Genomic DNA, 22,235 nt, shown 5'->3' with positions numbered 1-22,235 from the left:
CCGGGCCCTCAGGCTTCGGTGACCTGCCCGTCCGCGACCACCAGGCGCCGGTTCACCTGCACGGTGTCCAGCATCCGCCGGTCGTGGGTCACCAGCAGCAGGGTGCCGGTGTACGAGGCCAGCGCCGACTCCAACTGCTCGATCGCCGGCAGGTCCAGGTGGTTGGTCGGCTCGTCCAGCACCAGCAGGTTCACCCCGCGGGCCTGGAGCAGCGCCAGCGCCGCCCTGGTCCGCTCGCCCGGGGAGAGCGTCCCGGCCGGACGCAGCACGTGCACCGACTTCAGGCCGAACTTGGCCAGCAGGGTGCGCACGTCCTCCGGGTTCAGCTCCGGCACGGCGGCCGAGAACGCCGCCAGCAGCGGCTGCTGCGCGTCCGTGCCGAACAGGTGCCCGCGGGCCTGCTCCACCTCGCCGATCAGCACGCCCGAACCCAGCGACGCCGAGCCCGAGTCCAGCTCCAGCCGGCCCAGCAGCGCCGCCAGCAGCGTCGACTTGCCCGCGCCGTTCGCCCCGGTGATCGCCACCCGGTCCGCCCAGTCGACCTGGAGGTCCACCGGGCCGAACGCGAACTCCCCGCGCTTCACCGCGGCCTGCCGCAGCGTGGCCACCACCGAGCCGGAGCGCGGCGCGGCGGCGATCTCCATCCGCAGCTCCCACTCCTTGCGGGGCTCCTCCACCACGTCGAGGCGCTCGATCATCCGCTGGGTCTGCCGGGCCTTCGCGGCCTGCTTCTCGGTCGACTCGGCGCGCTGCGCCCGGGCCTTCTTGTCGTTGTCGCCGCCCTTGCGCCGGGCGTTGCGGACGCCGTGCTCCATCCAGTTGCGCTGCATCTGGGCGCGCGCCTCCAGACCGGACTTGGTGTCCGCGTACTCCTCGTACTGCTCGCGGGCGTGCCGCCGGGAGATCGCCCGCTCCTCCAGGTACGCGTCGTAGCCGCCGCCGTACAGGTTCACCTGCTGCTGGTGCAGGTCGAGTTCGAGGACGCGGGTGACGGTGCGGGCCAGGAACTCGCGGTCGTGGCTGATCAGCACGGTGCCCGCGCGCAGGCCCTTCACGAACGACTCCAGCCGCTCCAGGCCGTCCAGGTCCAGGTCGTTGGTGGGCTCGTCCAGCAGGAACACGTCGTAGCGCGACAGCAGCAGCGAGGCCAGGCCCGCGCGGGCCGCCTGGCCGCCGGACAGCGCCGTCATCGGCAGGTCCAGCGAGACCTTCAGGCCCAGCGAGTCGGCGACCTCCTCGGCCCGCTCCTCCAGGTCCGCGCCGCCCAGCTCCAGCCAGCGGTCCAGGTTCGCCGCGTAGGCGTCGTCCGCGCCCGGGCGGCCCTCCACCAGGCCCTCGGTGGCCTCGTCCAGGGCGGCCTGTGCGGCCGCGACACCGGTGCGGCGGGCCAGGAAGTCGCGCACCGACTCGCCCTCCCGGCGCTCCGGCTCCTGCGGCAGGTGCCCGACGTTCGCCGTCGGCGGGCTCAGCCGGAGGCTGCCGCCCTCCGGGGCGTCCAGCCCGGCCAGCAGCCGCAGCAGGGTCGACTTCCCGGCGCCGTTCACCCCCACCAGGCCGATCACGTCCCCCGGGGCGACGACCAGGTCCAACCCGGAGAACAGCGTGCGCTCACCGTGGCCGGCGGCGAGGTCCTTGACGACGAGAGTGGCAGTCATGATGGGTCGATTCTAGGCGGCGGCCCGGGCACCCCGGCCCGGCGGCCCGGCCCGGCGGACGGGCGGCCCGCTACCGGCCCCAGCCCCCGGCGTTGGAGTACGACTCGTAGCTGTGCGCCGTCGCGCGCGGCCACTCCCCGCCGGCCAGCCGCCGGTACGCCCGGTCCGGGACGTACAGCAGCGGCTCGGCCCAGACGAACTCCTCGGCGTACGGCGCGAAGCGGCGCGGATCGGCCAGCACCGCCCGGTACGCGGCGCGGCCGTCGGCGACCACCGCCGCCCGGGCGTACCGGAAGGCGTCGCCGCCCAGCCCCTCGCCCAGCTCGCGGCGGTCCAGCCGGTACAGCGCGGTGGACAGCCGCTCGGCGAACCCGGCCAGCGCCGCGACCGGGCCGGCCGACAGGCGCTCCTCCAGCGCGGCGGCCAGGCGCTCCGCGTCCGGGTCCGCCCCGGGCGGGCGGCACTCCTCCAGCAGCTGCCAGAACCCGTCCTCGTCCACGGCGCCCAGTGTGCCGGGGGCCACCGACAGCGGGCCGGGGAGCCGGGACCTAATTCCGTTGCGCGCCGCGCGCGGGGCTGCGTACCCTCGGAGGCGTTGCATCCCCGCACGTCTGGAGAAGGCCGTTGCTCGTCTGAGGTCATGAGACACCGCGCCACGCCACACCCGTGTCCTTTCCGGGTCCGTTGAGCGTGCGGGCGCGAGTGCGACCTCGGCAGGGCAGCGATCCACGGCTCCCGTGCGGGTTCTCCGTTTCCAGCGGCGTTCCCCGCGACGGCCCTCCGCGCTCCCGCGTCCCCGGTGTCTCCCGTGTTGCTCCCCATCCACGCGCGGCAACCTCCAGGAGGCCCACATGGCGCAACCCACCACCTCGATCCTCTGCACCGACCTCGGCTTCGAGTGGCCCGACGGCCGCTCCGTGCTGAGCGGTTTCCACCTCGCCGTCGGCCCCGGCCGCACCGGGCTGGTCGGCCTCAACGGCGCCGGCAAGTCCACGCTGCTGCGGCTGATCGCCGGAGAGCTCGCCCCCGCCGCCGGCACCGTCCGCGTCGCGGGCGAACTCGCCTACCTGCCACAGGACCTGACGGTCGCCGCCGACCAGCGGGTGGACGAGACGCTCGGCATCCGGGCCCGGCGCGAGGCCCTGCACGCCATCGAGTCCGGAGACGTGGACGAGCGCCACTTCACCGCCGTCGGCGACGACTGGGACGTCGAGGAGCGCGCCCGCGCCACCCTCGACCGCCTCGGCCTCACCGGTCTCGACCTCGACCGCACCACCGGCGAGCTCTCCGGCGGCCAGGCCGTCCTGCTGCACCTCGCCGCCCTGCTGCTGCGCCGTCCCGACGTGCTGCTGCTCGACGAGCCCACCAACAACCTGGACGTCCAGGCCCGGGCCCGGCTGTACGACGCGGTGGCCGCCTTCCCCGGCGTGCTGCTGCTGGTCAGCCACGACCGCGAACTGCTGGAGCGGGTCGACCAGATCGCCGACCTGCGGGACGGCGGAGTCACCTGGTACGGCGGCAACTTCAGCGCCTACCGGGAGGCCCTGGAGACCGAGCAGGAGGCCGCCGAACGCGTCGTCCGCAACGCCGAGGCCGACGTCAAGCGCCAGAAGCGGGACTTGGTCGAGGCCACCCAGCGGCTCGCCAAGTCCGCCGCCTACGGCAAGCAGCGCTCGGTGCGCCGCAACGACCCCAAGGCGCTGGCCGACAAGCTCCAGGGCAAGGGCGAGGAGACCGCCGGCCGCCTGCGCGGCATGCACACCGAACGCCTCAACGAGGCCAAGGAGCGGCTGGCCATCGCCGAGGAGGCCGTCCGCGACGACGCCGAGATCCGGATCGACCTGCCCCGCACCGCCGTCCCCGCCGGGCGCACCGTCCTCGCCCTGGAGGGCGTCCGCCTCGCGCACGGCGGCCGCGGCCGGATCGACCTGGAGGTGCGCGGCCCCGAGCGGATCGCGCTGACCGGCCGCAACGGCTCCGGCAAGAGCACGCTGCTGCGCACCATCGCCGGTGAACTCGCCCCCGCCGAGGGCATGGTCACCACCCCGGTGCAACTGCGCCACCTCCCACAGCAGTTGGACGTCCTGGACGACACCGAAACGGTCTTCCGGAACGTCAAGGCGCACGCCCCCGCCGCCACCGACAACGAGATCCGGGCCCGGCTGGCCCGCTTCCTGTTCCGCGGTGCCCGCGCCGACCAGCCGGCCGGCACCCTCTCCGGCGGCGAGCGCTTCCGCGCGACGCTGGCCGCCCTCCTGCTCGCCGACCCGCCCCCGCAGCTCCTGCTGCTCGACGAACCCACCAACAACCTCGACCTGTCCAGCGTCCGCCAGCTCACCCAGGCCCTCGCCGGGTACCGCGGCACCCTGATCGTCGCCAGCCACGACCTCCCCTTCCTCCGCGAGATCGGCATCACCCGCCGACTGGAATGGAACGGAGACGACCTGCACCCGGCCGACCTGCACTGACCACCCGCACTGACCACCCGCACTGACCGGCCCCGCCCGGCCCGCCGTCCCGGCCGTGCGTCCCGCTGTCCGCCCCGGTGCCCATGCCGGTGCCCATGCCGGTGTCCATTCCGGTGTCCGCCCAGTGGGACGCGCGGGCCCCGCAGGGGGCCGGGAGGGCAGGATCGGGGGAGTCCTGTTGTCGTTCCCCGCTGGAGTGTGCGCCGTGGCGCTGGTCGAGATCCCCGGTTCGAAGTCGGTGACGGCGCGTGCGCTGTTCCTGGCCGCGGCGGCGGACGGGGTGACGACGCTGGCGCGGCCGCTGGTGTCGGACGACACCGAGGGTTTCGCCGAGGGGCTGCTCGCGCTCGGGTACCGGGTGGAGCGCGAGGCCCGGGAGTGGCGGATCACCGGGCGCCCGCAGGGGCCGGGGGCCGACGGCGCCGCGGTGTTCTGCCGGGACGGCGCCACCACGGCGCGCTTCCTGCCGACGCTGGCCGCCGCCGGGCACGGCACCTTCCACTTCGACGCGTCCGAGCAGATGCGCCGCCGCCCGCTCGGCCCGCTCACCACCGCGCTGCGCGACCTCGGCGTCGACCTGGAGCACCACGGCGCCGAGGGCCACCACCCGCTGAGCGTCCGCGCGGCGGGCGTCGAGGGCGGCGAGGTGACGCTCGACGCCGGGCTGTCCTCGCAGTACCTGACGGCGCTGCTGCTGCTCGGCCCGCTCACCCGCACCGGCCTGCGGATCCACGTCACCGACCTGGTCTCCGCGCCGTACGTCGAGATCACCCTGGCGATGATGCGCAGCTTCGGCGTCGAGGTGGCCCGCGAGGGGAACGTGTTCGACGTCCCGGCGGGCGGCTACACCGCCGCCGCGTACCCGATCGAGCCGGACGCCTCCACCGCCTCGTACTTCTTCGCCGCCGCCGCGCTGACCGGCCGCGAGGTGACCGTCCCCGGTCTGGGCCGCGGCGCGCTGCAGGGCGACCTGAAGTTCGTCGAGGTGCTGGAGCGGCTCGGCGCGAAGGTCGAGATCGGGGCCGACGCCACCACCGTCACCGGCGGCACGCTCACCGGCGGCACCGTCAACATGCGCGACATCTCCGACACCATGCCGACGCTGGCCGCCATCGCCCCGTTCGCCTCCGGCCCGATCCGGATCGAGGACGTCTACAACACCCGGATCAAGGAGTGCGACCGGCTCGACGCCTGCGCGGAGAACCTGCGCCGCCAGGGCGTCGACGTCGCCACCGGCCGGGACTGGATCGAGATCCGCCCCGGCACGCCGAAGCCGGTCGAGATCGAGACCCGCGGCGACCACCGGATCGTGATGTCCTTCGCGGTGGCCGGGCTGCGCACCCCGGGCACGACCTTCGACGACCCGGGCTGCGTCCGCAAGACCTTCCCCGGCTTCCACGACGCGTTCGCCGCCTGGGCGGCCCGGCCGGAGAGCTGAGCCGCCCGGGCGGCGAACCGGGGTGGTGCGCGGTGGGGGTCAGTCCTTCACCGCGCCGCCCAGGCCCGACACCATGTGCCGCTGGACCAGCACGAAGAAGACCAGCACCGGCACCGTCATCAGGGTCGAGGCGGCCATGATGCCGCCCCAGTCGTTCTCGTCCGGCTTGAAGAACACCATCAGCGCGGCCGGCAGCGTCTGGTGGTCGGTGTCCAGGATCAGCGTCTTCGCGAACACGAAGTCGTTCCACGCCGTGATGAACGAGAACACGCTGGTCGCCGCCAGGCCGGGGGCCACCAGCGGGAACAGGATCCGCCACAGGATGGTGAACCGGCTCGCCCCGTCGATCCGGGCCGCCTCCTCCAGCGACTCCGGCACCGCGGCGACGAACCCGCGCAGCATCCACACCGCGAACGGCAGCGAGAACGCCAGGTTCACCAGCATCAGCGAGCCCAGCGAGGACAGGCCGAAGCCCGGCGCCACCGAGCCGATGTCCCGGACCAGGAAGAACAGCGGGATGGTCAGCGCCTCCACCGGCACCATCTGCGCCACCAGGAACATGATCAGGATCGTGGTCCTGAACCTGAACTTGAACCGGGACAGCGCCACCGCCGCCAGGAAGGCGATCGCGGCCGACACCACCACCACGACCACCGCCACCGCGAGGCTGTTCAGGAAGTACCGGCCGAAGCCGGACACCCCCAGCGCGTTGCGGAAGTTCTCCAGCGTCGGCGCGAACGTCCACGGCCGCGGGTGCGCCGAGGTGATCTCGCCCTTCGGCTTCAGCGCCGACAGCACCATCCAGTACAGCGGGAACACCGTCAGCAGGGCCAGCACCACGGCGGCGGTGTTCGCCCCCTGCCGCAGCACCCGGTTGTCACGGCGCTTGGCCGAGAACGGCTTCGCCGCGGACGGCTTCGTCATGGACGGCTTCGCCGAAAGGGACTTGCCGGTCACAGTTCCTCCCCGGAGCGGCGCAGGCTGCGGATGTAGACGGCGGTGACGCCCAGCAGGATCAGCGTCATCAGGACGCCGATCGCCGCGCCGAGGCTGTAGTTCTCGGCGACGAACGCCTTCTGGTAGGCGTAGACGTTGAGGACCAGGTTCTGGCCGGCGATGCCGCCGCCCCCGGTCATCACGTAGATCTGGGTGAAGACCTTGAAGTCCCAGATGATCGACTGGATCACCACGATCACCAGCAGCGGCCGCAGCATCGGCAGCATGATCTTCCGGAAGACCGTGACCGTCCCGGCGCCGTCCAGCCGGGCGGCCTCCAGCACGGAGTCCGGGATCGCCTGGATGCCCGCGTACAGGGTGATCATCACGAACGGGAAGCTGTGCCAGACCACGACCACGGCGACCATCGCGAACGCCGACCACTTGTCGTACATCCAGTTGTGGCCCTGGGTGCCGAGGACCTCGTTGACCAGGCCGGAGTTGGTGTCCAGCAGGAACATCCACACCGTGGAGCCGGTCATCGCCGGCGCCGCCCAGGCGCCCAGCGCGCCGAACATCAGCATCAGCCGCGGCCACCGGCCGACCCGGGTCAGCAGCACCGCGCAGGTCGCGCCGACCGCCAGGGTGGCCAGCACGCAGAACGCGGCGAACGCCAGGGTCTGGCCGAGCACCGTCCAGAACTGGGCGTCGCCCAGTACGTCGGTGTAGTTCGACAGTCCGACGAACTCGGTCGGCACTCCGCCCGACGCCTGCGGCTGCCCGAACTTCAGCACCGACAGCAGGCCCAGCTGGTACAGCGGGTAGCCGAACAGCGGGATCAGCACCAGGGCGGCCGGCAGCAGCAGCCACAGCGGGACGGGGATCCGGGACAGCGGCCCGGTACGGCGGCGGCCCGGTGCGGGGGCGCCGCCCGCCGGGCGGACCGGGGAGGAGTCCCCGTGGTCCGCCCGGGCGGTGACGGTCGTGGCAGGCATCGACAACTTCCGCTTCTTCTACGGCTTCTTCTACGGCCCGTGACGTTCGGCCGGTGACGTCCGGTCGGTGACGGGCCCGGGACTACTTGCCGCTGAACGAGGCGTTCATCGCGGCGGCGGCCTCCTTGGTGGCACCGGCCACGTCGGACTTGCCGGTGATGACCTTCTGCAGCATCGTCGGCACCACGTTCTGGGCGTCGATCTTGGCCCAGGCGGCGTCCTTCGGGACGAACTTGGTGCCGGCCTCGATGGTGTCCGTGAACGGCTTCAGCCACGGCTGCTTCTGCACCACCTCGGCGCGCGCCGAGGACAGCGTCGGCAGGTTGCCCATCGCGTCGAACAGCGCCAGCTGGTTCTTCTTCGACGCCAGCTCCTTGATGAAGTCGGACGCCAGGCTGCGGTGCTGGGTCGACTTCATCACGCCCAGGTCGTTGCCGCCGGAGAACGCCGGGGCGATCTTCCCGGCCGCGGTGCCCGGCAGCGGCACGATCGCGTACTTGCCGGCCGCCGCGCCCGCCTCCACCGCGCTGCGCGAGGAGTTCGGCAGGATCGCCATGCCGGCCTTGCCCGCCGCGAACGACTCCACGGTCTTGCCGCCGGTCAGGTCGGCGCACTGCTGCGCCGGGCAGATCGCGTCCGTGAACAGGTCGGTGTACGCCTTCACGCCCGCCTGCGACGCCGCCGAGTCGATCGCCGAGGTGTACGCCGAGCCGCCCTGCGCCGCCAGGTCGCCGCCGTTGGCCCACACGAACGGCAGCGCGCCGAAGGTGTACTTGCCGCCGACCGCGATGCCCAGCATGTCGCCGTGCGCGGCCCGGACCTTCTCCGCCGCCGACTTCAGCTCGTCGTACGTGGTCGGCGCCTGCAGGCCCAGCTCGGTGAACACGTCGGTGCGGTAGTACAGCGCCCGCACGCCCAGCCACCAGGGCAGGCCGTACGTCTTGCCGTCGACCACCGCGGTGTCCTTCAGGTCCTGCGGCAGGTCCTTGCCCTCGTCCCAGCCCGCCAGGTCGGAGGTGATGTCGGCCAGGCCGCCCGAGGCGGTGTAGCCGAACAGGTCGGTGTTGCCGAACTCCACCACGTCCGGGGCCGAGGACGGGTCGTTGAACGCGCCCTTCATCTTCTCCGCGCGCGGACCGGCGTCGGTCGGGATGTACGAGACCTCGACCTCGACGCCCGCGTGCTTCGCCTTGAAGTCGGCGACGGCCTGCGCCACCACCTGCTCCTTCGGCGCCCGGTTCGCCTCGTCGTACAGCCACACCTTCACGGTGCCGGTCTGCTTGTCCGCGGAGGTGGTGTTCTTCGCGGTGCCCGGCGCACAGGCCGTGGCCACGGTGCCGGCCAGCACGGCAAGGGCGGCACCACGGGCCAGCTTCTTCATGCTCAACGTCATCTCCTCGCCGCAGCGGGACGCACCTGCGCACCCCGGGACGAACCGGGACATGCAGTGGGGGATCGGTGTGAGCGGGACGTTAGAAACTCGCCGGGCACGGCGACAAGAGCAGACCGCGAAAGTTCTGCACTGCAAAACGATGTGCTGCGGAACTGGCACCGGGGCGGTGCGCGCCGTAGCGTCACACCCCATGACCAGCACCGCCGCCGAGAGCCGACCCGCCGAGGGCCGACCGGAACGCAACCAGTCCGCGTCGCTGCGCCGCGCCCTCGCGGTGCTCGAACACGTCCGGGACCACGCGGCGGCCGGCACCGACCTCAGCCTCACCGCGCTCGCCGACGGCCTGGAGATGTCCAAGTCCACCGTGCTGCGGCTGGCCGCCCCCCTGGTCGACGCCCAACTCCTCGCCCGCGACCGCGACACCGGCCACTTCCGGCTCGGCCCCGGCGCCCTCCAGCTCGGCCAGGCCTACCTCGCCACCCTCGACCTGCGCACCGCCGCCTCCGAGGAGGCCCACCAGCTGATGCGCGAGGTCGGCGGCACCGTCCACCTGTGCGTCCCCGACACCCCGTACGTGGTCTACGTCGACAAGGTCGAGAACGAGACCGCCGTCCGGATGGCCTCCCGGATCGGCAGCCGCGCCCCCATGTACTGCACCGCCGTCGGCAAGGCCATGCTCGCCTGGCTCCCCGAGGACGCCTTCGCCACCGTCGTCGCCGACGGCCTCCCCGCCATCACCACCCGCACCCTCACCTCGGCCGCCGCGCTGCGCGCCGACCTCACCCGCATCCGCACCCGCGGCTACGCCGTCGACGACCGCGAGAACGAGCCCGAGGTCCGCTGCATCGCCGCGCCCGTCTTCGACCACAACAACACCGTCATCGGCGCCATCTCCACCTCCGCCCTCACCTCCCGCATCACCGCCGCCCGCGCCCGCGAACTCGGCCCCGTCGTCGCCGCCACCGCCGCCCGGGTCTCCCGCCGGATGGGCTCCACCCGCTGACGCCTCCCGCTGACGGCTCCGCCCCGCTCACCGGCGGGTGGACGGGGCGGGCGTGCGAACCCTCAGACGGTCTTGGCGGCGTCGGCCACCGGGGTGCGGCGGAGTCGGGTGCCCAGGCGGTCGAGGCCGATGACCAGGGCGCCGAGGACGGCGAACTCGGCGACGAGTTCGACCATCTGGAGGCCGACCCAGGCGTAGCCCTTCTCGGTGGGGTCGAGGAAGAAGTAGGGGTAGCGGACCGGGAAGTCCGGGAAGAGGACGGCGCGGGTCTCGGTCAGGACCGCGTACCCGAGCGGGTAGGAGAGCCAGCGCGGCAGGTCGCGCCAGCGCGAGGCGTTGCGGGGGGAGAGCAGCAGCCACTCGACCAGGACCAGCACCGGGGTGGTGTAGTGCAGGAAGAAGCTCGACCAGTGCTGGAGCCGCTCGGGCCCGGAGAACAGGCCCGGGATCGGGTTCTCGCCGTGGTTGAGCAGGACGTGCGCGACGATGCCGGTGATCGTGATGTACAGGACGGCGGCGCCGCGCAGGCGGGGCGCCGGGGCGTCGGCGGTGTCGCGCTTGGCCATCCAGTAGAGCGCGGCGAGGAAGTAGCCGAGCACGACCACGTTGCTCTGGATGGTGAAGTACACCAGCGAGCTGTTGCTGAGGAAGATCCCCAGGAACGCGGACAGGACGATGGCGCTGCGCCACCAGGCGGCGGGACGGGCCCAGAGAGTCATGCGGTCACCGGACGTTCGTTTCGGTGGTGCCCCCCGTGGGCACGACAGATCGCCGCACTCTACCCGTCGGTTCGGCGGTCGGAAAAGATCACCGGTCGGGGGTGGTGCGCACCGGGCGGCGGCTCAGAAGGACAGCTGCGCGGGCGTGTGGGTGTGGCCCTCGATGCCGGTCGCGGCACGCCCGATCAACTGCTGGGCGAGGTCGTTGCAGGCGCGGGCGGCCGCGAGTTCCTCGCCGATCGCGGTGTCGGCGTCGTCGCCCGGGTTGCGCCGGGCCATGCCGGTGCCGCGGGCGCCGGGGGCGCTGAAGCCGCTGAGCGAAGCGGTGCAGGTGGTGCGGGACTCGTCCTCGTCGAAGGTCAGGTCGACGACCCAGTGGTTCTGCATGGCGGTTCACCTTCCGGGCGCGCACCGGCGCACGGGCGGCCGGTGCGCCTGGCTCCCTTCCAGCCTCCGCCGGTGCCGGCCGGGCGTCAACGGGGCGGGGCCCCGGTCGGCGGGTCCGGGTCGGGTGCGGGCACGGGTTCGGCGCCGGGTCCGGGTCTGGGTGCGGCGCGGGTGCGGCGCGGGTCTGGGTTCGGGCGCGGGTTCAGGAGGAGAAGTGCAGTTCGGGGTCGGTGACCGGCCCCGCGCCGAGCAGCCGGGCGTCCTCGCGGTAGCCGCTGGGGGTGCGCCAGGGGGCCCGGTCGCCCTGGCGGGGCAGCAGGTCGGCGGCCCGGCGCAGGTAGCCGGCGGCGAAGTCCAGCAGCGGCCGCAGCGGCATCCCGGGGTCGGCGACCTCGGGACGGCAGATCCGGTGGCCGTGCCGGTCCATGTGCGCCAGCAGCCGGCCGAAGTGGGCGCACAGCAGGTCGACCTTGAGCGTCCAGGAGGCGTTGGGGTAGCCGATCGCGTACACGAAGTTGGGCACGCCCGAGAGCATCACGCCCTTGTAGGCGACCGTCCCGGCGGGCCGCACCGCCACCCCGTCCACCCGCAGCGGGATGCCGCCGAAGGGCCGCACCTCCAGGCCGGTCGCGGTGACCACCACGTCCGCGGCCAGCTCCCGCCCGGAGGCCAGCCGCACCCCGTGCTCGGTGAAGCGCTCGATCCGGTCGGTGACCACGGACGCCCGGCCGGAGCCGATCGCGCCGAACAGGTCGCCGTCGGGGACGGCGCACAGCCGCTGGTCCCACGGGTCGTACGGCGGACGGAAGTGCTCGTCGACGGGGTAACCGGGCGGCAGGCGGCGGACGTTCGCCCGGCGGATGATCCGCCGGGCGGCCCCCGGGTGGCGGCGGCAGAACGCCCAGACGGCGTGCTGCTTGGCGATGTTGCGGCGCCGGGCCAGGGCGTGGCCGCGCCGCTCGCCCAGCACCCGGCGCAGCAGCACCGCGACGGCGTCCCGGCGCGGCACCGGCATCACGTACGTGGGGGTGCGCTGCAGCATCGTCACGTGCGCGGCCCGCTCGGCCAGCGCCGGGACGAGCGTGACGGCGGTGGCGCCGCTGCCGACCACCAGCACCCGCCGGCCCCCGTGGTCGAGGTCGGCGGGCCAGTGCTGGGGGTGGACGACGGGGCCGGCGAAGCGGTCCAGACCGGCGAAGTGCGGGGTGTGGCCGCGGTCGTAGCGGAAGTACCCGGCGGCGCAGAACAGCCAGCCGCAGGTCAGCACGGTCCGCTCGCCGGTGCCGGTGTGCTCGACCTCGACCGTCCAGCGGGCCCGCTCGGTCGACCAGGACGCGCCGACCACCCGCCGCCGGTAGCGGATGTGCCGCTCCAGGCCGTGCTCGCGGACGGTCTCCCGCAGGTAGTCGAGGATCTGCGGGCCGCGGGCGATCGACTCCCGGTGGCGCCACGGCTTGAACGCGTAGCCGAAGGTGTACAGGTCGGAGTCGGAGCGCACCCCCGGGTAGCGGAACAGGTCCCAGGTGCCGCCGCAGCCGTCCCGGGCCTCCAGGATCGCGAAGCTCCGGCCCGGGTGCTCCACCGCGAGGTGCCGACCCGCGCCGATGCCGGAGATCCCGGCGCCGACGACCAGCACGTCCAGGTGCTCGGCGCCGTCGGACGCTGCGCTGGCGGACACGCTGGCGGACACGGGGCGGCTCCCTGGACGGCGGACGGACGGAACACCTCCATGATCGCCAACCCCCCGGGTCACGGCCCAGGTCGGAAGGACACAACACCCGGCCCGACCGGGTGTCGACTTCGTGCAGTCGCCGCCATCGTCCGCCCTGTCCGCCGGGTCGGGGCCTGTACGGAGCCTGTACGGGGCCCTGGTGCGGGGACCTGGCACGGGGCGTGCTCGGGACGCGCTCAGGGCGTGCTCGCGACGTGTCCAGGACGACGCGCTCAGGGCGTGCGAAAGCCGCGGAAGACCACGTCGGCGCGGCGGACGAAGCCGAGCCGCTCGTACAGTGCGAGCGCGCCGGTGTTGGTGGCGGCGACGTGCAGGAACGGGCGCTCGCCGCGCGCGGTGATCCGGGCGGCCAACTCGCCGACCAGGTACCCGGCCAGGCCCCGGCCGCGGGCCTCGGGGGCGGTGCACACGGCGGAGACCTCGGTGAAACCCGGCGGGTGCAGGCGTTCGCCGGCCATCGCCAGCAGCGCGCCGTCACCGTCGCGGACACCCAGGTAGGTGCCCAGCTCGCGGGTGCGCGGCCGGAACGGGCCCGGACGGGTGCGCTCCACCAGTTCCAGCATCGCGGGCACGTCGGCGGCCCCCAGCTCGACCACCCGCAGCCCCGCGGGCGCGGCCGGACGGACCTGCTCCGCCTGCTCCGCCTGCACCAACTGGTGCCCGACCAGGATGAACTCGGGCTTCCAGTGGAAGGGCGGCAGCGCCGGGCAGTTGAACAGGTCCGCGAACTCCCCGGCCCCCAACAGCCCGACCAGGTCGTCCCAGGCCCCGGGCCCCGGCGCGGCACCCACACTGCTGAAGCTCGCCACCTCCGGGTCGTACCGCACCGCTTCCCCGTGCCGCCGCGCCAGGTGCGCGTGCGCCCCGCCCAGCGAGGCCCCCACGGGGTCGTCGAGCACGGTGGTGTCGAGTTCGGATTCGAGGTCACGCATGGGCTCGGGTCCCTCCGGGTCGATCGGTCCACCCCATGATCGCGCACTGTCCCGCGACAGCATCCATGTCGCGACATCCGTGCCGTGACATCCGTGCCGTGACATCCGTGCAGTGGCATCGGTGTTGCGGCATTCGTGCCGCGACATCGATGTCGCCTCATCCATGCCGCTGCATTCGTGCTGCGACATCAGTGTCGTGGCATTCGTGTTGCGACACTCATGTCACCGCATCCGTGTCACCGCATCCGTGTTGCGACATCCGTGCCGCGTCATTCGTGTCGCGCCACCCACGCCACGACACCCGACCCGACGGAAACGCAAAGGCCGCCCCGCCAACCCGCCACCACCCGCGCCCCACCACCCGCGCCCCACCTGCCGTGTCCGTCCTTCCGCCGTCGCCCCGCCGCCGCAGCTCCCGGGCCCGGCCGCGCCGGGCTCTTGTTACTGGCGAGTCACGTCCTTATCATCGCCACTGTGACAGCTTCACTGTCAAACCTGGGAGGCGGTCGACGATGACCCCCGCAACACCCTCCGCCGGCCCCCTCGCGGGGGTTCGGGTGCTGGAACTCGCGGGCATCGGGCCCGGGCCGTTCGCCGCCATGCTGCTCGCGGACCTGGGGGCGGACGTGGTGCGGGTGGACCGGCCCGGCGGGCAGGTGCTCGGGCCCGATCCGGGGCGGGACCTGACCAACCGGAACAAGCGCTCGGTGCTGATCGACCTGAAGGCACCGGAGGGCGCCGCCGCGGTGCGGGACCTCGCGGCCCGGGCCGACCTGCTGATCGAGGGCTGGCGTCCCGGCGTCGCCGAGCGCCTCGGCGTCGGCCCGGACGACTGCCTGGCCCACAACCCCGCGCTGGTGTACGGCCGGATGACCGGCTGGGGCCAGGACGGTCCGCTCGCCGAACGCGCCGGGCACGACGTCACCTACCTGGCGACGTCCGGGCTGCTGGGGCTGATCGGTCCGGCCGACGGGCCGCCGGCGATCCCGGCGAACCTGCTCGGCGACTACGCGGGCGGCTCGCTCTACCTGGTGGTCGGCCTGCTCGCCGCGCTGCACCACGCCCGCGCCACCGGCACCGGCCAGGTGGTCGACGCCGCGATCGTGGACGGCGCCGCGCACCTGTCCACCATGCTGTGGGGCCTGCTGGACGCCGGACTCTGGCAGGACCGGCGCGGCGCCAACCTGCTGGACGGTGGCGCCCCCTGGTACGGCACCTACCGGACCTCGGACGACCGCTGGATGGCGGTGGGCCCGCTGGAGCCGCGCTTCTACGCCGAGTTCGCCCGCCTGCTGGAACTGGACGCGGACGCCTCCGACCAGTACGACCTGGCCCGCTGGCCCGAACTGCGGGCCGTCCTGGCCGCCCGCTTCGCCACCCGCACCCAGGCCGAGTGGACCGAACTGTTCGCCGGGCACGACGCCTGCGTGGCCCCCGTCCTGACGCTGCGCCAGGCCGCCGCGCACCCGCACCTGGCCGCCCGCGGCAGCTACACCGAGCGGGACGGCACGCTCCAGCCCGGCACCGCCCCGCGCTTCTCCGCCACCCCGGGCGCGCTGCGCACCCCGCCCGCCCGGCCGGGTGAGCACACCGCCGAGGTGGCCCGCGACTGGGCCGTCCCCGCCCTCGACTCCCGCACCCCGCAAGCCCCCGACCCGGACACCCCCGCCCCGGACACCCCCGCCCCGCACCAACCCGCCCCGTAAGGCGCTCACCCCGTGAAGCACCCACCCCGTGAAGCGCTCACCCCGTAAGGCACCCGCCCCGCACACTCCCACCCCGCACACTTCCTGAAGGGATCCGCCCGTGCAGCGCGAGCTCTACGCCGAGGAGCACGAGGACTTCCGTGCCACCGTCCAGGCCTTCCTGGCCCGGGAGGTCGTCCCGCACCACGCCCGCTGGGAGCGGCAGGGCGTGGTCGACCGCTCCGCCTGGCTGGCCGCCGGGAAGGCCGGGCTGCTCGGCCTGGCCGTGGAGGAGCGCTACGGCGGCGGTGGCAGCCCGGACTTCCGGTTCGCCGCCGTGCTGGCCGAGGAGTTCGTCCGGGCGGGGGCCAGCGGGCTGGCCGTCGGCCTGCACAACGACATCGTCGGCCCGTACCTGACCGGTCTGGCGACCGAGGAGCAGAAGCAGCGCTGGCTGCCCGGGTTCTGCTCGGGCGAACTGATCGGCGCCATCGCGATGACCGAGCCCGACACCGGCTCCGACCTGCAGGCGATCCGCACCACCGCGGTCGACGCGGGCGACCACTACCTGCTCAACGGTGCCAAGACCTTCATCTCCAACGGAATCCTCGCCGACCTGGTCGTGGTGGTCGCCAGGACCACCGCCGAGGGCGGCGCGCACGGCCTGAGCCTGCTGGTGGTCGAGCGCGGCACGCCGGGCTTCGAGCGCGGCCGCAACCTCGACAAGATCGGTCAGAAGGCCCAGGACACCGCCGAGCTGTTCTTCCACGACGTGCGCGTCCCGAAGGCCAACCTGCTCGGCGAGGAGCACCAGGGCTTCCTGCACCTGATGCGCAACCTGGCCCAGGAGCGGCTGGCCATCGCGGTCGCCGCGATCGCCGCCGCGGAGTTCGTCCTCGCGGAGACCATCGCGTACGTCAAGCAGCGCACCGCGTTCGGCCGGCCGCTGGCCAAGCTGCAGCATGTCCGGTTCGAGATCGCCGAGCTGGCCACCGAGTGTGCCGTCACCCGCACCTTCGTGGACCGCTGCGTGCTGGAGCACAACCGGTACGCGCTGACCCCGGTGGACGCCTCGATGGCCAAGTGGTGGGCCACCGAACTGCAGAAGCGGACCGCCGACCGCTGCCTGCAACTGCACGGCGGATCGGGATACATGAGTGACAGCGCGGTCGCCCGGGCGTTCACCGACGGGCGCGTCCAGACCATCTACGGCGGCACCACGGAGATCATGAAGGAGATCGTCGGCCGTTCCCTGCTCTCCTGAAGCCCGACCCCCCGCCCGACCCCCTGCCCGACCCCCTGCCCGAACCCCCCCCGCCCGAAGCCCGCCCGAAGCCCGCCCGAACCCTCCGTCCGAAAGGCACCCGAACCCGTGACCACCGAAGCGTACGTCTACGACGCGATCCGCACCCCGCGCGGGCGCGGCAAGCAGAACGGCTCCCTGCACGGCACCAAGCCGATCGACCTGGTGGTCGGCCTGATCTACGAACTGCGGCGCCGCTTCCCGTCGTTGGATCCGGCGGCGATCGACGACATCGTGCTCGGCGTGGTCAGCCCGATCGGCGACCAGGGCTCCGACATCGCCCGGGTCGCGGCGATCGCGGCGGGGCTGCCCGACACCGTCGCGGGCGTGCAGGAGAACCGCTTCTGCGCGTCCGGCCTGGAGGCCGTCAACCTGGCCGCGGCGAAGGTCCGTTCGGGCTGGGAGGACCTGATCCTGGCGGGCGGCGTCGAGTCGATGTCCCGGGTGAAGATGGGCTCCGACGGCGGCGCCTGGTTCGCCGACCCGATGACCGCGTACGAGACCGGCTTCGTCCCGCAGGGCATCGGCGCCGACCTGATCGCCACCGTCGAGGGCCTGACCCGCACCGACGTGGACGCGTTCGCCGCCGAGTCGCAGGCCCGCGCCGCGAAGGCCCAGGCGGACGGGCTGTTCGACCGCTCGGTGGTGCCGGTGCTGGATCGCAACGGGTTGGTGGTGCTCGGCCGCGACGAGTTCATCCGCCCCGGCACCACCGTGGAGACGCTGGCCGGGCTCAAGCCGTCCTTCGCCGACATCGGCGAGCTCGGCGGCTTCGACGCCGTCGCGCTGCAGAAGTACCACTGGGTGGAGTCCATCGACCACGTCCACCACGCGGGCAACTCCTCCGGCATCGTGGACGGCGCCGCCCTGGTCGCGATCGGCTCGCGCGAGATCGGCGAGCGCTACGGCCTCACCCCGCGGGCCCGGATCGTCTCCGCCGCGGTCTCCGGCTCCGAGCCCACCATCATGCTCACCGGCCCCGCCCCCGCCACCCGCAAGGCGCTCGCCAAGGCCGGGCTGAGCGCCGCCGACATCGACCTGGTCGAGATCAACGAGGCGTTCGCCGCCGTCGCCCTGCGCTTCATGCGCGAACTCGGCTTCCGCCACGACCAGGTGAACGTCAACGGCGGCGCCATCGCGCTGGGCCACCCGCTCGGCGCGACCGGCGCCATGCTGATCGGCACCCTGATCGACGAGCTGGAACGCCGCGACCTGCGCTACGGCCTGGCCACCCTGTGCGTCGGCGGCGGCATGGGCATCGCCACCGTCATCGAGCGCGTCACCGCCTGACTACCCGTCAACTCACGTACACACCCAAGGACTTCACAGACATGACCGACGTGAGCAGCCCCATCCGCTGGGAGCAGGACCAGGACGGCGTGGTCACCCTCGTCCTCGACGACCCCGCCCAGTCCGCCAACACCATGAACGCCGCGTTCACCGACGCCCTCGAATCGACGGTCGAACGGCTGGCCTCCACCGAGGAGTTGACCGGCGTCATCGTCACCTCCGCGAAGAAGACCTTCTTCGCCGGCGGCGACCTCAAGATGCTCTCCGCCGCCGGACCGGACGACTCGGCGCGGGTGTTCACCGACTCGATGCGGATCAAGCGGGCACTGCGCCGGCTGGAGACGCTCGGCAAGCCGGTGGTCGCCGCGATCAACGGCGCGGCCCTCGGCGGCGGCCTGGAGATCGCGCTCGCCTGCCACCACCGGATCGCCCTGGACGCCCCGGGCAGCAAGATCGGCCTGCCCGAGGTCACCCTCGGCCTGCTGCCCGGCGGTGGCGGCGTGGTGCGCACCGTGCGGATGCTCGGCATCACCGACGCCCTGCTCAAGGTGCTCCTCCAGGGGCGGCAGTACCGCCCGGCGCAGGCCCTGGAGAACGGCCTGGTGCACGAACTCGCCGACAGCGCCGAGGAGATGGCCGCCAAGGCGCGCGCCTTCATCGCCGCCAACCCGGTCAGCCTGCAGCCCTGGGACCACAAGGGGTACCGGATTCCCGGCGGCACGCCCAGCACCCCCGCGCTCGCCGCCAACCTGCCCGCCTTCCCGGCCAACCTGCGCAAGCAGCTGGCCGGGGCGCCCTACCCGGCGCCGCGCAACATCCTGGCGGCGGCCGTGGAGAGCTCCCAGGTCGACGTGGACACCGCGTTCGAGATCGAGGCCAGGTACTTCACCGAACTCGCCTGCGGGCCCACCTCCAAGAACATGATCCGGGCCTTCTTCTTCGACATGCAGGCCGTCAACTCCGGTGTTTCCCGCCCGAGTTCGGTGCCCGAACGGAAGGCCGCGAAGGTCGCCGTGCTGGGCGCGGGCATGATGGGCGCGGGCATCGCGTACTCCTGCGCCAAGGCGGGCCTGGAGGTCCTGCTCAAGGACGTCACCCGGGAGGCCGCCGACCGCGGAAAGGCCTACAGCGCGGGCCTGTTGGACAAGCAGGTGGCGCGCGGCCGGATGACCGAGGACGAGCGCGCCGCGTTCCTGGCCCGGATCACCCCCACCGCCGACCCCGCCGACCTGGCCGGCTGCGACACCGTCATCGAGGCGGTCTTCGAGAACCCCGAGCTCAAGCACAAGGTGTTCCAGGAGATCCAGCACGTGGTCGCCCCCGACGCGCTGCTGTGCTCCAACACCTCCACCCTCCCGATCGGCCTGCTCGCCGAAGGCGTCGACCGGCCCGCCGACTTCATCGGGCTGCACTTCTTCTCGCCCGTCGACAAGATGCCGCTGGTGGAGATCATTCGCGGCCCGGGCACCGGCGACGAGGCGCTCGCCCGGGCCTTCGACCTGGTCCGGCAGATCCGCAAGACCCCGATCGTGGTCAACGACTCCCGCGGCTTCTTCACCTCCCGGGTGATCGGCCAGTTCCTCAACGAGGGCGTCGCCATGATCGGCGAGGGCCTCGACCCGTCCTCCGTCGAACAGGCCGCCGCCCAGGCCGGCTACCCCGCCAAGGTCCTCGCGCTGCTGGACGAGCTCACCCTCACCCTGCCGCGCAAGATCCGCAACGAGACCCGCCGCGCCGTCGAGGAGGCCGGCGGCACCTGGACCGCCCACCCCGGCGAGGACGTCCTGGACCGGATGCTCGACGAGTTCGACCGCCCCGGCCGCAGCGGCGGCGCCGGCTTCTACGAGTACGAGAACGGCCACCGCACCCGCCTCTGGCCCGGCCTGCGCGAGCACTTCGCCCGCCCGGGCGCGGAGATCCCGTTCGAGGACATGAAGGAGCGGATGCTGTTCAGCGAGGCGCTCGACTCCGTCCGCTGCCTCGACGAGAACGTCCTCACCTCGGCCGCCGACGCCAACATCGGCTCCATCCTGGGCATCGGCTTCCCCGCCTGGACCGGCGGCGTCCTCCAGTACGTCAACGGCTACCCCGGCGGCCCGGCCGGGTTCACCGCCCGGGCCCGCGAACTCGCCGCCGCCTACGGCGAACGCTTCACCCCGCCCGCCTCGCTGGTCGCCCTCGCCGAGAGCGGCGGCCGCTACTGATCCTCCGTCCGGCCCGCCCCCTCCTCCGGGTGGGGGCGGGCCAACTCCTCGGCCAGCGACCGCTGGAACGCCGTCACCAGGGCCTGCACCACCATCGGCTGGATCCGGTCGGTCAGCGCGCGCATCCGCTCCAGCTCGGCCGGCTCCGGGTCGCTCTCCCGGTAGGGGCGCCACACCGTGTCCCGGAACAGGCGGTGCAGGTCGCGCGCCGTCGCCCGGCTGTGCAGCCGGACCACCGCCCGGGCCGCGAGCAGCGTCTCCAGCGGGATCGGCACGTCCAACACCCGTACGCCCAGCGGCAGCAGGCCCGGATCGACCTTGAACACCTCCGGGTCCGCCGTGCGGTGCAGGGCGCCCATCGCGGCCAGCGAGTCCAGGTCCGCGTCCGACAGCGGCCGCCCGGCCCGCCGCTCCACCTGCTCCCGGCCCGCCTCCTCGGCCGACTCCGGCGTCCAGGACGCGACCAGCGCCCGGTGGATCGCCAGGTCCAACTCGCCGATGTCCTGCGGGAGCTGCGCCAGGTACCGTTCGATCGCGGCCAGCGTCAGCCCCTGCCGCTGCAACTCCTCGATCAGCTCCAGCCGCCCCAGGTGCTCGGCCCCGTACCACCCCACCCGCCGCGCCCCCAGCTCCGGCGGCGGCAGCAGCCCCTTCGCGCCGTAGAACCGCAGCGTCCGCACCGTCACCCCGGCCCGCCCCGCCAGCTCCTCCACCGTCCACCGCGGCCCGTCCACCACACCCGACCCCTCGTCCCGGCCCCTCGTTCCGGCCCCACTGTGACACCAGCAGTGTCGCACCTGCCCGCCCGGTCCCACCAGGACCGCCCGGCCCCACGGGGCCGGACGGTCGGACGGGGCCGGACGGTCGGACGGGGCCGGACGGTGGCAGCACGGGGCCGGACGGTCAACAGCCCGGCGCGGTCGAGTCGCTGATCCGGTACTGCTCGCGCTTCACGTTCACGGTCTCGCCCGTCCGGACGTCCCACAGCGCGGCCCAGTCCCCGGCGGCCGGGAACACCAGGTACGGGTGCTCCGCCACCGGCGCGGCCCCGTCCCACCCGGCCTCGCCCACCGGACGCAGGCAGACCCGGCGCGGGGCGATGCCGAAGTACGGCGCGGGCTGGCGGCCCGCCCGGGCCTGCTGCCGGGCGGTGCCGGCGGCGTGCGCGGCGGGCGCGATGACCTGCGTCTGGTAGAGCACGACCGCCCCCGCGAAGGCGACCAGCAGCAGCAGCGCCGCCACCGACACCCCGCCCAGCGTCCGGAAGGCGTGCAGGTGGCGGGCGTAGCCGAGCAGCGACACGGCGACCAGCGGGCCCGCCACCACCACCAGGGCCTTGGCGTCGGCGATCACCTGCCAGAGCGCCGGGATCTGGGCGTCCTCCCGGTTCAGGCCGAAGCCGTCCAGGTAGAAGGCGTGCAGCGAGAAGCCGAACCCGGGCAGCCCGACCAGCACGATCGGCAGCAGCGCCGGGACCAGCCAGGCGGCGGTGGCCTGCCAGGTCAGGCCGCGCAGCAGTAGCCGCAGCCCGTTGCCGCACAGCAGCACGCCGACCGCGGCCAGGGCGGTCGGCCACAGCCGGGCCGACGACGCACCGGCCAGCGCGGCCAGTCCGGCGAGGGCCGGTGCCCCGAGGGCTCCGGCGGCGCAGGCGGCCGGGGTGCCGGACGGCGGACCGGCCGTCCAGTGCGGCGTGTGCACGAGCACGGCCGCCAGCAGCGCGCCCGCCGCCGCGACCAGCGGCAGGGCCGCCGCCCAGAGTGCCGGGCCCGCGTGCAGGCTGCCGAGCGCCAGCCCGACCAGCAGGACGGCCACCACCCCGCAGACGAGCAGCGGCACCGCCGTCCGGACCGGCAGGGTGAGGGCGCCGGTGGGCCCGCCCCGTCCAGTTCGGCGCCGACCGGGTGCGGCTCGCCGTCCGCCGGGGCAGCGCGACGCCCGGCAGCGCCCGGACCGCCTCCGCCCCGGCCCGGGCCCGGACGTCGGGGCCCGGCGGCAGGAACAGCTCGCGCCCGGTGTCGAACAGCCGGGTGCGGGCCAGCAGCGGCCGCAGCCGGGCCGGTCCGGGCACCGGGCGCCGCACCAGGTACCGCCC

The 22,235-nt window shown here is 73.6% G+C and carries 18 protein-coding genes; 7 read left to right on the top strand and 11 right to left on the bottom strand.

What is annotated here, in order from left to right:
- Positions 1-8: 8 nt before the first annotated feature.
- Both HUT16_RS08020 and HUT16_RS08015 read right to left on the bottom strand, forming a co-directional pair.
- On the bottom strand, positions 9-1,655 hold the full coding sequence (locus HUT16_RS08020) for an ABC-F family ATP-binding cassette domain-containing protein (protein WP_176186837.1): 1,647 nt from the start codon (positions 1,653-1,655) through the stop codon (positions 9-11).
- 70 nt (positions 1,656-1,725) lie between these two features.
- On the bottom strand, positions 1,726-2,154 hold the full coding sequence (locus tag HUT16_RS08015; protein WP_176186835.1) for a DUF4240 domain-containing protein: 429 nt from the start codon (positions 2,152-2,154) through the stop codon (positions 1,726-1,728).
- Positions 2,155-2,506: 352 nt separating this feature from the next.
- On the opposite strand from HUT16_RS08015, the gene HUT16_RS08010 reads away from it, so the two are divergent.
- Together HUT16_RS08010 and aroA are read left to right on the top strand one after the other, a co-directional pair.
- The gene (locus HUT16_RS08010) at positions 2,507-4,123 is read left to right on the top strand and encodes an ABC-F family ATP-binding cassette domain-containing protein (protein WP_176186833.1); all 1,617 of its coding nucleotides are present in this window, start codon (positions 2,507-2,509) and stop codon (positions 4,121-4,123) included.
- A 205-nt stretch (positions 4,124-4,328) separates the two neighbouring features.
- Positions 4,329-5,561 (top strand): 3-phosphoshikimate 1-carboxyvinyltransferase, encoded by a 1,233-nt coding sequence (gene aroA / locus HUT16_RS08005; protein ID WP_176186831.1) that lies wholly within the window; start codon positions 4,329-4,331, stop codon positions 5,559-5,561.
- A 39-nt stretch (positions 5,562-5,600) separates the two neighbouring features.
- On the opposite strand, the gene HUT16_RS08000 is transcribed toward aroA, so the two are convergent.
- The 3 genes from HUT16_RS08000 to HUT16_RS07990 form a co-directional block, all read right to left on the bottom strand.
- The gene (locus HUT16_RS08000) at positions 5,601-6,485 is read right to left on the bottom strand and encodes a carbohydrate ABC transporter permease (RefSeq protein WP_254897699.1); all 885 of its coding nucleotides are present in this window, start codon (positions 6,483-6,485) and stop codon (positions 5,601-5,603) included.
- Positions 6,486-6,514: 29 nt separating this feature from the next.
- Entirely contained in the window at positions 6,515-7,492 is a 978-nt protein-coding gene (locus HUT16_RS07995; RefSeq protein WP_176186829.1) for a carbohydrate ABC transporter permease, read from the bottom strand.
- A gap of 82 nt (positions 7,493-7,574) precedes the next feature.
- Positions 7,575-8,873: a sugar ABC transporter substrate-binding protein gene (locus tag HUT16_RS07990; protein WP_176192552.1), complete on the bottom strand. Its 1,299-nt coding sequence runs from the start codon at positions 8,871-8,873 to the stop codon at positions 7,575-7,577.
- 202 nt (positions 8,874-9,075) lie between these two features.
- Between HUT16_RS07990 and HUT16_RS07985 the strand changes: the two genes are divergently transcribed.
- Entirely contained in the window at positions 9,076-9,888 is an 813-nt protein-coding gene (locus HUT16_RS07985) for an IclR family transcriptional regulator (protein ID WP_176186827.1), read from the top strand.
- Positions 9,889-9,950: 62 nt separating this feature from the next.
- Here HUT16_RS07985 and HUT16_RS07980 read toward each other — a convergent pair whose 3' ends face one another.
- The 4 genes from HUT16_RS07980 to HUT16_RS07965 all read right to left on the bottom strand — a co-directional run bounded on the left by HUT16_RS07980 (position 9,951) and on the right by HUT16_RS07965 (position 13,658).
- Positions 9,951-10,607, bottom strand: a complete 657-nt coding sequence (locus tag HUT16_RS07980) for a Pr6Pr family membrane protein (RefSeq protein ID WP_176186825.1) — start codon at positions 10,605-10,607, stop codon at positions 9,951-9,953.
- A gap of 123 nt (positions 10,608-10,730) precedes the next feature.
- Positions 10,731-10,994 carry a DUF1876 domain-containing protein gene (locus tag HUT16_RS07975; protein ID WP_176186823.1) on the bottom strand — a complete coding sequence of 88 codons (264 nt, stop codon included), beginning with the start codon at positions 10,992-10,994 and terminating at the stop codon, positions 10,731-10,733.
- Between the two features lie 202 nt (positions 10,995-11,196).
- Complete coding sequence (locus tag HUT16_RS07970; protein ID WP_254897698.1) at positions 11,197-12,684, bottom strand: NAD(P)/FAD-dependent oxidoreductase; 1,488 nt, start codon at positions 12,682-12,684, stop codon at positions 11,197-11,199.
- A 254-nt stretch (positions 12,685-12,938) separates the two neighbouring features.
- Complete coding sequence (locus HUT16_RS07965) at positions 12,939-13,658, bottom strand: GNAT family N-acetyltransferase (protein ID WP_176186821.1); 720 nt, start codon at positions 13,656-13,658, stop codon at positions 12,939-12,941.
- 512 nt (positions 13,659-14,170) lie between these two features.
- On the opposite strand from HUT16_RS07965, the gene HUT16_RS07960 reads away from it, so the two are divergent.
- From HUT16_RS07960 to HUT16_RS07945, 4 genes are all read left to right on the top strand, one after another.
- Positions 14,171-15,364: a CaiB/BaiF CoA-transferase family protein gene (locus tag HUT16_RS07960; protein ID WP_176186819.1), complete on the top strand. Its 1,194-nt coding sequence runs from the start codon at positions 14,171-14,173 to the stop codon at positions 15,362-15,364.
- A 100-nt stretch (positions 15,365-15,464) separates the two neighbouring features.
- On the top strand, positions 15,465-16,607 hold the full coding sequence (locus tag HUT16_RS07955) for an acyl-CoA dehydrogenase family protein (RefSeq protein WP_176186817.1): 1,143 nt from the start codon (positions 15,465-15,467) through the stop codon (positions 16,605-16,607).
- Positions 16,608-16,715: 108 nt separating this feature from the next.
- Positions 16,716-17,936 carry an acetyl-CoA C-acetyltransferase gene (locus tag HUT16_RS07950; RefSeq protein WP_176186815.1) on the top strand — a complete coding sequence of 407 codons (1,221 nt, stop codon included), beginning with the start codon at positions 16,716-16,718 and terminating at the stop codon, positions 17,934-17,936.
- 41 nt (positions 17,937-17,977) lie between these two features.
- The gene (locus HUT16_RS07945) at positions 17,978-20,140 is read left to right on the top strand and encodes a 3-hydroxyacyl-CoA dehydrogenase NAD-binding domain-containing protein (RefSeq protein ID WP_176186813.1); all 2,163 of its coding nucleotides are present in this window, start codon (positions 17,978-17,980) and stop codon (positions 20,138-20,140) included.
- Here the strand turns inward: HUT16_RS07945 and HUT16_RS07940 are convergent.
- Positions 20,134-20,874, bottom strand: a complete 741-nt coding sequence (locus HUT16_RS07940) for a MerR family transcriptional regulator (protein ID WP_176186811.1) — start codon at positions 20,872-20,874, stop codon at positions 20,134-20,136. The two genes, HUT16_RS07945 and HUT16_RS07940, sit on opposite strands and share 7 nt — an antisense overlap.
- Before the next feature lie 169 nt (positions 20,875-21,043).
- Positions 21,044-21,979, bottom strand: coding sequence for a hypothetical protein (locus tag HUT16_RS07935; RefSeq protein WP_176186809.1), 936 nt, complete (start codon positions 21,977-21,979; stop codon positions 21,044-21,046).
- Positions 21,980-22,235 lie beyond the last annotated feature (256 nt).

It is taken from the genome of Kitasatospora sp. NA04385, from assembly GCF_013364235.1.
GTDB lineage: Bacteria > Actinomycetota > Actinomycetes > Streptomycetales > Streptomycetaceae > Kitasatospora.
This window is presented reverse-complemented; position numbering and strand designations above follow the sequence as displayed.

Bases quoted from the DNA above. Each gene is read 5' to 3' on its own strand.
- HUT16_RS08020 (WP_176186837.1), bottom strand. From the start codon at position 1,655: ATGACTGCCACTCTCGTCGTCAAGGACCTCGCCGCCGGCCACGGTGAG.
- HUT16_RS08010 (WP_176186833.1), top strand. From the start codon at position 2,507: ATGGCGCAACCCACCACCTCGATCCTCTGCACCGACCTCGGCTTCGAG.
- HUT16_RS08000 (WP_254897699.1), bottom strand. From the start codon at position 6,485: ATGACGAAGCCGTCCGCGGCGAAGCCGTTCTCGGCCAAGCGCCGTGAC.
- HUT16_RS07995 (WP_176186829.1), bottom strand. From the start codon at position 7,492: ATGCCTGCCACGACCGTCACCGCCCGGGCGGACCACGGGGACTCCTCC.
- HUT16_RS07990 (WP_176192552.1), bottom strand. From the start codon at position 8,873: ATGAAGAAGCTGGCCCGTGGTGCCGCCCTTGCCGTGCTGGCCGGCACC.
- HUT16_RS07985 (WP_176186827.1), top strand. From the start codon at position 9,076: ATGACCAGCACCGCCGCCGAGAGCCGACCCGCCGAGGGCCGACCGGAA.
- HUT16_RS07980 (WP_176186825.1), bottom strand. From the start codon at position 10,607: ATGACTCTCTGGGCCCGTCCCGCCGCCTGGTGGCGCAGCGCCATCGTC.
- HUT16_RS07975 (WP_176186823.1), bottom strand. From the start codon at position 10,994: ATGCAGAACCACTGGGTCGTCGACCTGACCTTCGACGAGGACGAGTCC.
- HUT16_RS07965 (WP_176186821.1), bottom strand. From the start codon at position 13,658: ATGCGTGACCTCGAATCCGAACTCGACACCACCGTGCTCGACGACCCC.
- HUT16_RS07960 (WP_176186819.1), top strand. From the start codon at position 14,171: ATGACCCCCGCAACACCCTCCGCCGGCCCCCTCGCGGGGGTTCGGGTG.
- HUT16_RS07945 (WP_176186813.1), top strand. From the start codon at position 17,978: ATGACCGACGTGAGCAGCCCCATCCGCTGGGAGCAGGACCAGGACGGC.